General features: G+C 68.9%; 12 protein-coding genes. 4 read left to right on the forward strand and 8 right to left on the reverse strand.

Annotation, left to right across the window (positions count from 1 at the left end; genetic code table 11):
* Positions 1-84: 84 nt before the first annotated feature.
* The 5 genes from ACM6LR_RS31600 to ACM6LR_RS31620 all read right to left on the reverse strand — a co-directional run bounded on the left by ACM6LR_RS31600 (position 85) and on the right by ACM6LR_RS31620 (position 5,585).
* Complete coding sequence (locus ACM6LR_RS31600) at positions 85-957, reverse strand: Ku protein (RefSeq protein WP_414945091.1); 873 nt, start codon at positions 955-957, stop codon at positions 85-87.
* Positions 958-1,007: 50 nt separating this feature from the next.
* Entirely contained in the window at positions 1,008-1,400 is a 393-nt protein-coding gene (locus tag ACM6LR_RS31605; RefSeq protein WP_414940851.1) for a hypothetical protein, read from the reverse strand.
* A 136-nt stretch (positions 1,401-1,536) separates the two neighbouring features.
* The gene (locus ACM6LR_RS31610) at positions 1,537-3,846 is read right to left on the reverse strand and encodes a [protein-PII] uridylyltransferase (RefSeq protein ID WP_414945092.1); all 2,310 of its coding nucleotides are present in this window, start codon (positions 3,844-3,846) and stop codon (positions 1,537-1,539) included.
* A 9-nt stretch (positions 3,847-3,855) separates the two neighbouring features.
* Positions 3,856-4,194 carry a P-II family nitrogen regulator gene (locus ACM6LR_RS31615; protein ID WP_414940853.1) on the reverse strand — a complete coding sequence of 113 codons (339 nt, stop codon included), beginning with the start codon at positions 4,192-4,194 and terminating at the stop codon, positions 3,856-3,858.
* Positions 4,191-5,585 (reverse strand): ammonium transporter, encoded by a 1,395-nt coding sequence (locus tag ACM6LR_RS31620; protein ID WP_414940854.1) that lies wholly within the window; start codon positions 5,583-5,585, stop codon positions 4,191-4,193. The genes ACM6LR_RS31615 and ACM6LR_RS31620 overlap by 4 nt, the downstream gene beginning before the upstream one ends.
* Positions 5,586-5,761: 176 nt before the next feature.
* Here ACM6LR_RS31620 and ACM6LR_RS31625 point away from each other — a divergent pair, with 176 nt between their 5' ends.
* Positions 5,762-6,622, forward strand: coding sequence for a putative RNA methyltransferase (locus ACM6LR_RS31625; RefSeq protein WP_414940855.1), 861 nt, complete (start codon positions 5,762-5,764; stop codon positions 6,620-6,622).
* Complete coding sequence (locus tag ACM6LR_RS31630; protein WP_414945093.1) at positions 6,622-7,236, forward strand: (2Fe-2S)-binding protein; 615 nt, start codon at positions 6,622-6,624, stop codon at positions 7,234-7,236. Before ACM6LR_RS31625 ends, ACM6LR_RS31630 begins: the two co-directional genes overlap by 1 nt.
* Positions 7,237-7,417: 181 nt before the next feature.
* Here the strand turns inward: ACM6LR_RS31630 and ACM6LR_RS31635 are convergent, their stop codons facing one another.
* Positions 7,418-9,532 (reverse strand): RICIN domain-containing protein, encoded by a 2,115-nt coding sequence (locus ACM6LR_RS31635; RefSeq protein ID WP_414945094.1) that lies wholly within the window; start codon positions 9,530-9,532, stop codon positions 7,418-7,420.
* A gap of 110 nt (positions 9,533-9,642) precedes the next feature.
* Between ACM6LR_RS31635 and ACM6LR_RS31640 the strand changes: the two genes are divergently transcribed.
* Complete coding sequence (locus tag ACM6LR_RS31640; RefSeq protein WP_414940858.1) at positions 9,643-9,819, forward strand: hypothetical protein; 177 nt, start codon at positions 9,643-9,645, stop codon at positions 9,817-9,819.
* A gap of 68 nt (positions 9,820-9,887) precedes the next feature.
* Here ACM6LR_RS31640 and alc read toward each other — a convergent pair whose 3' ends face one another.
* Together alc and allB are read right to left on the reverse strand one after the other, a co-directional pair.
* A complete protein-coding gene (gene alc / locus ACM6LR_RS31645; protein ID WP_414945095.1) occupies positions 9,888-10,904 on the reverse strand; it encodes an allantoicase in 1,017 nt (338 codons plus the stop codon).
* A gap of 1 nt (position 10,905) precedes the next feature.
* Positions 10,906-12,234 carry an allantoinase AllB gene (allB, locus tag ACM6LR_RS31650; RefSeq protein ID WP_414945096.1) on the reverse strand — a complete coding sequence of 443 codons (1,329 nt, stop codon included), beginning with the start codon at positions 12,232-12,234 and terminating at the stop codon, positions 10,906-10,908.
* A gap of 103 nt (positions 12,235-12,337) precedes the next feature.
* Here allB and ACM6LR_RS31655 point away from each other — a divergent pair, with 103 nt between their 5' ends.
* Positions 12,338-12,814, forward strand: coding sequence for a helix-turn-helix domain-containing protein (locus tag ACM6LR_RS31655; RefSeq protein WP_414940861.1), 477 nt, complete (start codon positions 12,338-12,340; stop codon positions 12,812-12,814).
* Positions 12,815-12,828: the final 14 nt, after the last annotated feature.

Here is a 12,828-nt window from a genome sequence, read left to right on the forward strand (position 1 = left end):
TCGCCGCGCGATGGCATAACAATGCCCGGTCACCGTGGGGTCACGGCAGCGTGAAGACCCCCAACTACCCCTGGGTAGAACTACTCAACTGGTTTTGGCGCGCGACTTGGCCGACGACGAAGCCTTCTTCGCCCGCGTCCGCGCCTCTCGCGCCTTACTCGCGGCGGCCTTCGCCTTCTCGACGGGAGCGTTGTCTGCCTCGACGGCGCTCTGCTGCAAAGCCGCCAGCAGCCGCGTCACGCCCTCGGCCTGCTGCGCCGCGGTCGGCTGGAGGACGTCGTCGCCGTCCAGTTTGGCCTGGATGAGCGCTTCGAGCGCTTCTCGGTAGCGGTCGGTGTACTGGCCGGGGTCGAAGTCCTGTGTGAGGTCCTCGATCAGCGAAACCGCGTTCCGCAGTTCCCCGCGTCGCAGGTCGACGTCCTCGTGCAGGAACGGGAAGTCGGGCCGCCGGATCTCGTCGGGCCACAGCATCGTCTCGAGCACGATCACCTGGTCCCGCACGCGCAGCGCACCCAGCGTCTCACGCTGCCGCAGCGTCACCTTCACGATCGCGATCCGCCCGGACTGCTGCAGCGCCTCGCTCAACAGCACGTACGGCTTGGTGCCCGCCGGCTCCGGTTCGAGGTAGTAGCTGCGCGCGAAGTGCGTCGAGTCGACCTGCTCGGCCGGAGTGAAGCCGACGACGTCCATCGACTGGGTGGTCGGCGCGAGCAGCGACGCGAAATCCCCGCCGGTCAGCAGGACGACGTCACCACCGGGAACGGGGTACCCCTTCGCCATCTCGGCGGCGGGCACCTCGGCCCCGTCGACCTCGCAGACCCACTTCACCCGTACCCGGCCGCCGTCCGGCTCGTGCACCTGGTGGAGGGGGACGTTGTGCTCTTCGGTCGCGCTGTACGCCTTCACCGGGATGGCGTAGGTCCCGAATCCGATCGTGCCTTTCCACACCGCCCGCATGGCCCACCTCCGCCTGGCCAGCGTAGCCACGCGCCGAAGCGGCGGGACAGCTACAAACGGGTGTCAGGGGCGACTGATTCGCTCACACATTCGAATGACGGACGTGATTCGGCGAGTGCCTCGGCCGAACAGTCGACAGCGGTGGCGGCCGCCCGGAGTACTTCCGCGACGACCTCGACGTCGATCCCCCTGGCGGGGGCCAACGCGCCATCGCCGCCCCCCTCGACCCGGCCCGCCATGCCTTCGAGCGCGATGGCCAGCGCCTGCTGGCCTGCGACGAGATGCCTGACGACCTTGAGCAACTCGGTCACGGTGGCGGCGGTACCGGACGCGGTCAGGCTGACGGCGAGGTCGTCGGCGCACGCGCGGAGGTGGGAGGCGACCACGGTCGGCGGCAGCGTGAGCCGCTGCGGTCCGGGCGGGTTCTGCTCGTGGCCCAGCACGCGCTCACCGCCCTCCGGATCTTTCGGGTCTCGACGGCGGACATCCTGCCATCACTACCCTCCGCCACCCCGCGCGACACCCCGATCCCCGGCGTCCGCCGTGGCCGAGCCGCACCACTTCGAAATCCTTAAAAGATCAGGAAGCCGCGGCCAGCAACGCGTCTTCGATCTTCGACCGCCACGCCTGGTCGACCTTTCCCGTCCGCGGCGCGACGGCGAACGAGTCGACGACCGCACCACCGAGGGTGGCCACCTTCGCCCACCGCACCTCGGCTTCGCACCGCCGCAGCGCGCCCGCGACCCGGTACAGCAGCCCGATCCGGTTCGCGGCCCGCAGTTCGACCACGACCGTGTCGTGCCCGCTGGTCTCGTCGTCGAACCAGATCACCTTCGCGTTCGCCGTAGGAGTCTCGCCGTAGTCCCGTTCCTTCGCCGCGAGCCGCTGCGTGAGCGGCAGCGTCCCGGCCACCGCCCGCGCGAACTGCTCACGCAGCAACGTGACGTCGGGCAGCGAGCCGAACTTCGGCGACGCCGTGAACACGCCCGCCCGTCCCCCGTCGTGCCCGCGCAGCACCGCCGCGTGGACCTCCAGTGAGTTCAACGCGAGCACTCCGGCGGCGGGAGCCAGCAATTCGGCGCGCGCCGGGACCGCGAGCAGCACGGTCACGACCTTGCCGACGGCCGAAATCCGCACCTCGCCACGGCCGGACGTGACGGCTTCGGCGACGAGTTCCCGTTGCTCGGCGCCCATCGGCTCCGGCGGCACGAAACCCTTGTCGTGCAACGCCTCTTCGCAGCCGGACACGAGTTCGGCGAGCAGCCGGGCCTTCCAGTCGGTCCACACGCCCGGTCCGGTGGCCAGCGAATCGGCCGTCGTCAGTGCGTGCAGCGACTCCAGCAGGACCAGATTCTCGTCGAGCGTCTTCGTCACCCGCTGGATCGTGGCCGGATCACTGATGTCCCGCCGCGTCGCGGTGTGCGGCAGCAGCAGGTGATGCCGCACCATCGCCGCCACCAGCGCCGCGTCGGTCTCCGGCAGCCCGAGCCTGGCCGCCACCTGGGCGCTGATCTTCGCGCCGAGCTCGGAATGGTCCGAGTCGCGGCCTTTGCCGATGTCGTGCAGCAGCGCGCCGATCAGCAGCAGATCCGGCCGCGAGACGGTGGTCGTCAGTTTCGACGCCTCGACAGCGGTACGCACGAGATGCCTGTCGACGGTCCACGAATGCACCGGCGACCTCGGCGGGAGGTCCCGCACCGCTCCCCATTCGGGGAACAATCGCGCCCACAGGCCCGTCCTGTCGAGCGCCTCGACGGCGTCGACAAGGCCGTCGCCCGCGCCGAGTAGTTCCACCAGTGCTTTGAGTGCCTCGGCGGGCCACGGCGCGCGCAGTTCCGGGGCAGTCTCGGCGAGCGCCCGCAGGGTCCCGTGCGAAATGGGCTTCCGGATCCGGGCCGACGCCGTGGCGACCCGCAGCAGCAGCGCCGGATCCTTGGCGGGCACCGCGTCCCGCGCCAGCGCGACCTCGTTCCCGTGCAGGACGACACCTTCGTCGAGCGGCGTTCGCACCGGCCGCCGCCCGAACCGCGCCTTGGGTGGTTCCACAGTGGACCGAAGTGCGACGTCGACCGCGTACGCGATCGTCCGTCCGACACCGGAAAGCTTGCGCGCCAAGGTGAACCGGTCGCCGAACCCGAGTTCGCCCGCGACCGTCTCGGCCTCCGGCGCGCTGAGGATGTCGCGCTCCCGCCGCAGTTCCCGGCGCAATTCCGTCCGGACGTCGAGAAGCAGCGCCTTGGCCGCCAGCAGTTCCTCGCCAGGCCTCGCGGTCAGTTGTGCCGCCGCGAGTGCTTCTAAGACGGCGAAGTCGCGAAGCCCGCCTCGGCCGTGCTTGAGATCAGGCTCGGCGGACTGCGCGATCTCGCCGCTGCGGGCCCAGCGCTGACCTACCGCGTCCGACAGTTCGCCGACCCGTTTCCGGGTCGTCCGCCGCCATTGATCCCGTGCCGCGGCCGCCAGCCTGGCGGTGATCTCGGCGTCCCCGGCGATGTGGCGGATGTCGAGCAGCCCCATCGCGGTCCGCAGGTCCTCGGACGCCACCTTCAGCGCCTCACCCGGTGTGCGGACCGAGTGGTCGAGGCCGATCTTGGCGTCCCACAACGGATACCAGATCGCGTCGGCGATCTCGCCGACACGGGAGTTGCCGTTGTGCAGCAACAGCAGGTCGAGGTCGGAGAAGGGCACCAGTTCACCGCGCCCGAGACCGCCGACCGCGGCCAGCGCGACACCGGGTTCAGCGGTGTCGACGCCGGCCGCCGCGGCACCCTTGCCCAACCAGAATTCGTAGAGGTCGACCAGGGCCGCCCGCAACGCGGCCGCCCCCAGCCTCCCGTGCCTGCCCTCGAGCAATCGCTCGGTGGCCTTGACCAGTTCACCCCCGTCGGCCATCCCTGACGCCTATAGGGCGTCCGAGCCGCGTTCGCCGGTTCGGACCCGGATCACCGTCTCGACCGGTGTCACCCAGATCTTGCCGTCGCCGATCTTGCCGGTGTGGGCGGCCGTGGTGATCGCGTCGAGGACCTTCTCGACGTTGGAGTCGTCGGTGACGACCTCCACCCTCAGCTTCGCCACGAAGTCCACGGAGTACTCCGCGCCCCGGTAGACCTCGGTGTGGCCCTTCTGCCTGCCGTAGCCCTGTACCTCGCTGACCGTCATGCCGAGCACGCCCAACTGTTCCAGCGCGGAGCGGATGTCGTCGAGCGTGAACGGCTTGACGATCGCGGTGATCAGCTTCATGCCTTGCTCTCCTCGAGTTTCGTGGCCGCGTTGCCGGTGGGCGCCTTGACCGGGATGCTCGTCGGCTGGCCGAGGCCACCGCCCGAACCGGTGAAGTCGTAGGCACTCTCCGCGTGCTGGGCCTCATCGATACCACTGACCTCGTCCTCCGCGCTGACGCGGAACCCGCCGAGCTTCTTGATCACCCAGCCGATGAGGAAGGTGAGCACGAACGAGTAGCCGAGGACCGCGACGGCAGCGAGTGCCTGCTTGCCGAGCTGGCCGAGGCCGCCGCCGTAGAAGAGACCGTCGACGCCGAGCGAGTTGACGCTGGTGGTGCCGAAGAAACCGATGAGCAGCGTACCGACGAGACCACCGACGAGGTGGACGCCGACGACGTCGAGGGAGTCGTCGAAACCGAAGCGGAACTTGAGGCCGATCGCCAGTGCGCACAGGGCGCCGGCGATGAGGCCGATGGCGATGGCGCCCAGCGGGCTGACGAAGCCCGCGGCCGGGGTGATCGCGACGAGACCGGCGACCGCGCCGGAAGCGGCGCCGAGCGTGGTCGGCTTGCCGACCTTGATCTGCTCGATGATCAGCCAGCCGAGGATCGCGGCCGCGGTGGCGACGGTGGTGTTGGTGAACGCCACGGCGGCGAGGTCGTTGGCGGCGAGCGCGGAGCCGGCGTTGAAGCCGTACCAGCCGAACCACAGCAGTGCGGTGCCGAGGAGCACGAACGGCACGTTGTGCGGGCGTCCGGTGCCTTTCGGCCAGCCCTTGCGCTTGCCGAGCACGATCGCGAGCGCCAGGCCCGCCGCACCGGCGTTGATGTGGACCGCCGTTCCGCCCGCGAAGTCGAGCGCCTTGAGCTGGTTGGCGATCCAACCGCCGACCGAGTCCGCGCTGATGAAGCCGTTGAACGAGAACACCCAGTGCGCCACCGGGAAGTACACGATGGTCACCCACACCGCGACGAACAGCGTCCAGCCCCAGAACTTGGCGCGGTCGGCGATGGCACCGGAGATCAGCGCGGGCGTGATGATCGCGAACATCAGCTGGAACATCACGAAGGCGAACAGTGGCAGCGCGTCCGCGCCGGGCCAGGCGACCTCGGGCGCGGTGTCGGTCGCGGCGGTCACGAACCCGGCGAGTTTGCCGGAGATGTTCGAGAGCCCGGCGAAATCGAAGTTACCGAGCAGCCCGCCGCCTACGTCGTTGCCGAACGCCATCGTGAAGCCGTAAAGCGTCCAGAGGACGCCGACGACGGCGAGCGCGATGAAGTTCATCATCAACATGTTCAGAACGCTCTTCGCGCGGACCATGCCGCCGTAGAAGAACGCCAATCCCGGTGTCATGAGCATGACCAGCGCGGCGCTGATCAGTACCCATGCCGTGTCTCCTGCGTTCAGCACAATCTTCCTCCCGTGCCTGGGGTGTACTGCGCAGGAATTTTTGGACCGGGGTGTTTCCTCGGGCGGCGATTCAGGTTTCACCCGCGTGAACTGTCGGCGCGGCGTTGTTACGTCCAGGTTTCCGCCAGACCTGGTGCGTTCTGTCCGGTTGCGAAACGTCGTGGTCGAATATCCCCATGAACACGCGTTCCCACGGCAATGGCCCACTGCCACCGGAGATCGTCCGGTCGCTGCGGTGTTCGGTCTGCGGTGACCCGGTCGGGTCAGCCGATCGCACGGTGCGTTGCGGACGGGGTCACTCGTTCGATATGGCCAAGCAGGGTTACGTCAACCTTCTGCACGCGCGCGTCCCGGCCGGTACGGCGGACACCGCGCCGATGGTCGCGGCTCGCGTCGACCTGCTCTCTTCGGGTGCCTATCTCCCTCTCGCCAGCGCTCTCGCGAAGGTGGCTTCGGAGCACGTGAAGGACGGGCTGATCATCGACGCGGGCGCGGGCACGGGGTACTACCTCGCGCACGTGCTCGACGCTGTCCCCGACGCGTACGGACTGGCGCTCGACGTCTCCGCCGTCGCCCTGCGCCGGGCCGCCCGCGCACACTCGCGCGCGGGCGCGGCCGTGTGGAACCTGTGGGAACCGTGGCCGGTGGCGGACTCGAGCGCGTCGCTGATCCTCAACGTCTTCGCGCCCCGCAACGCCTCGCAGTTCCACCGCGTCCTGACCGCGGACGGGCTGCTGGTCGTCGCGACGCCGAACCCTGGGCACCTTCGCGAACTGGGCGACCTGGTGATCTCCGTCGACGGCAGCAAGGACGCGCGGCTGGAGGGAACCCTCGGCGAGCGCTTCGGCCGGGTGGACCGACGTGAGGTCACCGAACAGGTGACCTTGTCGCCCGCTCAGATGCGGCAGGTCGTCGAGATGGGACCGAGCGCGCACCACCTCCACCGGGACGGACGCCGCGAACGGCTCGACGCGATCACCGGATCGGTGGATGTCACGACGTCGTTCAGCGTCACGCTGTACCGGCCGGTGCCCTGATGGAGGCGCCCGCGACCCTGCTTGCCGACGCCGCATGGGTCAGCGCCCGCGTCGGCGGGGCCGCGAAGCTCTACGGCTGCTCTCGGTCCGAGGTGCTCGGCACGATCTGGTGGTACTCGCTGTCTTCGGTCCTCGTCGCGCCTTCCGTGGAGTCGCTTGTGAGGGGCGAGCCGCTGGATCCGTCGCTCGACGCCGTCACGATCGACCTCGTCCCGGACGGTCGCTTCACCGGCGCCCGTTCGTCACGGCTCCTTCCCGGCGGCCTGGCCGAACTCGGCGAGGCGTTCGCCAGGACACTGGGCACCGCGATGGGCACGATCGCGCAGGTCACCGGCGCCAACCCGCGCGCGCTCGGCGCCATCGCGACGGATTCGATCGGCAACCGGCTGCTGTGGACCGGCGACATCGACCGGGCGATCGCCTTGGCCGCGCCGCTCGTGTCCGCGATCGGGCTCGGCCTGCCGGAGCCGCGGTTCTCCCGTGTCGGGCGGAACACCGTGGTGCGCCGGGCTTCCTGTTGCCTCATCTACGAGGCGGGGAATCCGAAGTGCACCAGTTGTCCCCGCCAGACCCCGGAAGAACGGGACCGACGCCTTCGTGCCGCCCTCGGCTAAAACCCCGCGTTTAGTCCTCTGGTCGCGATAGTTGCACGTGCAAGGACCGCGACTAGAGGACTAAACGCGGCGAGGGGCCACGGGCTGGGATCGCCGACATCACCGAGCTGGCGGAACTCGCGCACTCACACGACATCCCGCTGGTCGTGGACGTCGAGATCGAGCACGCCCGGTTCGTCCCTCAGGCCGAGGTATTCACCGTGAACGGCAGCCACTGGACGGTGGCCCCGTTCGACGGCGACACCGGCATCCGCCAGTTCTGGCAGCCGCGCCCGGGAATCCGGTCCCAGATGAACAGCGGCGCGCCCTGGCCGGCGGTGCAACCCTGATCCAGCAGTTTGCCCGCGTTCTGGACGGCGTACCGGTACACCCCCGTCCCGACGATCTGCGGTTCGATCGTCCACTTCTGGCACGCGCCCGCGACGCGGTCGTAAGTGGTCACCGGGTTCCCGCTGGTCGTGTTGCAGCCGGTGTTGTCCAGCACCTGCCCGGAATGCTTGGCCCGGAACTGGTAGTAGCCGTCACCGGTGCCCCACGGGAAGAACTTCTGGCAGTCCGCGCCGTTGGACGGCCACTGTTGCACCTTGGTCCCGTTGTTCCAGCCGCACGCGGCGACGTCGGCGTAGAGGCCGCTCGACACCGCTTGCAGCGAGACCCAGGCATCGTCGCCGAACTCTCCGCCAGGGTCGAACGTGGTGGCCCGGAACCGATAGGTGTGGTTCTCCCGCAACAATCCCGGCGGCACCGTCCAGGTCGCCGTGGTGCCGGAGGAGACGTCCCATTTCCAGTAGTCCCCGATCATCGTTTCGCCTTCGTAGACGTAGAAGACCGCGGTGACGTTGCCGCCGTCGGGGTCCGTCGGCGTGAAGCGCAGTGTCGGGGTGAGGGACTTCGTATGGGTGACACCGCCGACGTCGACGCGGTCCGAGATGTCGTGCCCGGCGGCGGGATTCGGCCGCTGGTTCCGGTAAGTGACCTCGATGTACGGCGACTTGCCGCCCTCGCTGGACGAGAATTTTTTCCAGCCGAAGGAATCCGCCTCGTTCTCCGCCTTCAGCAGCATCGAACCGGTCGTGACGCCCGCGCCCGCCCAGGCGCCGATCAGGTTCCCGATCGGGGTCCGGACCCAGTCTGCCGGGCAGGACGCGCTGTAGCCGCGAGTCGCGTCCGTCGTCGCCCACCGGGTGTAGGGCGGCGGCTGGTTCGCCCAGCGAGTTCCGGTGCCGACGAGCGCGGTGTCCCAGATCTCCCAGTTACGCGGCGAACACGAGTAGGAATGGTTGCCCCACAACGACAACGTGGCAGAGTCGATCTGTGTACCACGGAACCGTGACACGTCGAAGTGGAGATACGACCGGGCCTTCGTGGCTCCGCCGTCGTAGGTGCCGATGCGGAGTTCGGTGGCGCCCGACTGGTCGGTGCTCGCGATGTTCGACTGTGTGAAGGTGTCGAAGTTCGTCCACACCGAGACACCCGGATCGACGATGACCGGATAGGACCGCGCCGGGTCGGCGAAGTACCCCGCGTCCGGCGTCACGTTCAGGCCGAGTGTCCCGCGTTCCTCGGCGGACACCACCTTCCCGACCTTCACCCTGGCGACGGGGTCACCGCTGCGCTGGTCGATCCGCGAGTCCCACATCTCGGCGGCGGGCACGCTGCCCACCACCGCGCCGGACGCGGTGACGAGCTGCGTGTTCCCGTCCGCGTCGGTCCGCGGCGTCAGCCCGGTGGCCCGCAGCGGAAGGGCGAACGTCAGCGCGCGACCGGGCCGCCGCTTGACGACGAAGAACTGCTCGAACCCGGTCCGCGTCGCCTTGACCTGCAGGTCGACCCCGGGCTGGACCTCCGGATAGGTGGCGACCTCGCCGGTCAGCACCGGCTCGGGCAGCGCGCCCGGATACTGCAGGGCCACCTTCCCGTCCGGGCTCTGCACGGTGGCGAGATCCCCGCTCTTGCCGCTCGCGCCGGTCAGCACGAGGTCGCGTGGATGTGCCTTCGGCCGGACGAGGCCGTCTGCGCCCTTCACCAGCGTCAGGTCGACCGGGACCCAGTCACCGCCGCGGCGGACGTGGACCGGACCGCCGTGCACCTGGGTGGTGCGGGAGCCGTCGGGATTGGCGAAGGTGGCCGAGTTCTCGGTACGGTCCGAGAGCATCTCGACCGGCTTGTTCTGCGAACGCGCCACCGTTTCGTGCGACGTCGCTTGCGCGGGAGCGGTGAAAACGGCACTCCCGGCCAGGCACGCGGCGAAAAGCACGAGGCCCCGCCGCGGGAGTCTTCGGGTTACGGTTTGCATTTCGATCTCCCCCTTGAACCTGGGTGACAAGTTGACACATCGCTTACGCATGTCACACCCACGGGGTTGCCCGCCGCCCCGGAATTCTCGCCTCGTGAGAAAGTGGCGGTATGGCCAAACCGACACCGCTGCAGCTCAGGAACATCGTCATGGCACTGCTCATGGCGGGTGCCCTGGTGTGGAACCTGTCCATCGGCGGCGCCTTCTGGCTCACCGCGATCTTCTCGGTCGGTATCGTCCTCTCGCTCTTCTCCGCGTACCTGAACCGCCCCGGTGCCCGCCCCTGACCCCCGCGTTTCGTCCTCTAGTTGCGGTAGTTGCACGTGCAAGGACCGCAACTAGAGGACTAATTGCGTCAGGGGCGCGAGGCCTCGAAGCGCGAAGTGACGTCGGAGCGGCCTCGATCGGTCAGAGCGCCGAAGAGGCGTAGGCGTGCCATGCCGCCGTCGGGGTAGATGTCGAGACGCACTTCGGTCACTTCGGGACCCGAAGCGAGGGCGAACCGGTGCCGCGTGTCCGGCTGCAGACGCGTCTTCGGCAGCAGCTCGACCCACTCGCCGTCGCCGTCCCGTCCGCTCAGTGCGGCCCAGCCGGGTGCGTTGCCTTTGAGGTTGCTGTTGTCCAATTCGGCGAACCGGACGACACCCGCGCCTGCCAGCCTGACGGTCACCCAGTCGTTCCCGTCGTCCCGGCGCCGCGCCGTTTCCCAGCCCTCGGCCTGATGCGCGGCGAGCCCCGGTGAGAACAAATTGTTGGGCGAGGAGTAGAACAGGTCGCTGCACCCGGTCACCACCGCACCGTTCTCCAGCGCCGCGAGGTCGAGCGCGCCGAGGTCCAGCAGGCCCGGATCCGGGATCGGCGTGCCGTGCACCCGCAGTCGCGCGACGCCGCCGTCGGGATGCATGGTCAGCCGGACGTGCGTGTAACGCTTACTTCCGCCGATCTCGAAGAAGTTCTCCGTATGCCCCGCCGCCACGCCGCGTTTCACCAGCACGTCCCAGTCCACTGTGGATAGTTCGGCGGCACTGGGATAGCCCTCGACGGCGCACGCCTCGACCGACACGAACGGCGGGTAGTTCCCCTTGAAGAACGCGGTGTCCACGATGACGCCGGTGATCGCGCCCGCCAGGCCGAGCCGAACGATGGCCTGGTCGTCGCCGGGCTCGCGATGCCGCCGGGTCTCCCAGCCGTCGTAGACCTGCCCCTTGGGGCCGAAGGTCTCCGCGCGGTGCGCGGGAACCCACGGGTTGACCAGGTTCTCCTTCTCGGCGAACAACTCGTCCGTCGCCCACATCACGGTCCCGCCGAACTTGCGCGAGGCCAGGTCGGGCCGGGCTGTCCACTCAGGACGGTCGTGCACGGTCTCCTCCATCTCAGCAGTCGCCCCTGGTCAGCAGGACGCCTGCCGGGTCGTCACCGGTGATCTCCTTGCCCCGCAACCACGTGCTCCGGACGACGCCGGCGAGCGGGCGTCCGTGGTAGGCGCTGACCGGGTTGCGATGTTTCAACTTCGCGACATCGACGACGAAAGCCTCGTCGGGCGCGAACACACTGAAGTCTGCGTCATAACCGGGCGCGAGGTGGCCCTTGCGGCGCATTCCCGCCTGCGCGGCCGGATGTTCGGCCATCCAGCGGACGACGTCGGTGAGCCCGAAACCACGCTGCCGCGCCTGCGTCCAGACAGCGGGCAAGCCCAGTTGCAGTCCGGCGATGCCGCCCCACGCGAGCCCGAAGTCGCCGCTGTCGAAGCGTTTCAGCTCCGGAGTGCACGGCGAATGGTCGGTCACGACGCAGTCGATGACGCCGTCCGCGAGGCCCTGCCACAGCAGTTCCCGGTTCCCTGCCTCGCGGATCGGCGGGCAGCATTTGAACTGCGTGGCGCCGTCGCCGATCTCCTCCGCGGTGAAACTCAGGTAGTGCGGGCAGGTCTCGGTGGTCAGCCGGACGCCGTCGCGCCGCGCGCTCTCGACCATCGGCAGGGCGTCCGAAGAGGACAAATGCAGGATATGCGCGCGGACACCGGTCTTCCTGGCGAGTTCGATGACCTGGGCGATCGCCACGTTCTCCGCGCCACGCGGGCGCGAACGCAGGAAGTCGTCGTACTTCTCGCCGTGCGGGTCCGGCGCGTGATCGATCGCGTCGGAGTCCTCCGCGTGCACGATGATCATGCCGTCGAAGGTCCGCAGTTCGGTCATCGCCTCTTCGAGCCCGCGCGCGTCCAGCGGCGGGAACTCGTCGACGCCGGAATGCAGCAGGAACGACTTGAAGCCGAACACCCCCGCCTCGTGCAGCCCGCGCAGATCCGCCAGATTGCCAGGGATCGCACCGCCCCAGAACCCGACGTCGACGTGGACGCGCCCCTCGGCGGTCCTCCGCTTCACCTCCAGCGCCGTGACGTCGACCGTCGGCGGCAAGCTGTTGAGCGGCATGTCCACGATCGTGGTGACCCCGCCCGCCGCGGCCGCGCGGGTCGCCGAAGCGAAGCCCTCCCAATCGGTGCGGCCGGGATCGTTGACGTGCACGTGGGTGTCCACGAGGCCCGGCAGCAGGACGACGTCCGCGCCGAGTTCGAGCACCCGATCGCCGTCCAGCGCGGCTCCGGCGGGTTCCACCGCGACGATGCGGCCACCTTCGACACCGATCGTCGCGGATACTTCGCCGGCTGCCGTCACAGCTCGAACGGCTCTGATCACCAAGTCCATCTAGCCCGCCAATTTCCACTGAGTGGAATCGAGGTTTCGCACTCCGACATTAACTCTGGCCACCCCGCTCGTCAACGAACCTCGGCGGCGCTACCTTCGCTGGGTGCAGTTAGAAGCCGAGTTCACCAGCGAACCGTTCCACGGCGAGGGCCCGCCACCCGAGCATGCCGTCAAAGCACGCGACACGGCGGAGGACGCGGGCCTGTCGACCGAGTTCGGCCCGCTCGGCACCCTCGTCCGCGGCGACGCCGAAGCCCTGCTCGACGCGCTCCCCGCCATCGCCAGGGCGGCACTCGACGGCGGCGCGACCCGCGTGACCCTCCAACTCCGGCAGGTCGGCGACGACACGAGCGAGCCGGCCGTCGAACTGCACAGCGCCCTCACCCGCCTCATCGGCGACGTCGAACGCGAACTCGGCGGCAAGCTCGACACCCTCGACCGTGCCGCCAAACAGCGCGCGGTGCGACTGCTCAAGGAACGCGGCGCGTTCGGCCTCCGCAAATCGGTGTCGACCGTCGCCGAGGCGCTGGGGGTCACAAGGTTCACGGTCTACAACTACCTCAACCGAGACCAAGACTGAAGGCCTCTTTCAAC

The organism is Amycolatopsis sp. cmx-11-32, from assembly GCF_047608695.1.
Taxonomy (GTDB): Bacteria; Actinomycetota; Actinomycetes; order Mycobacteriales; family Pseudonocardiaceae; genus Amycolatopsis.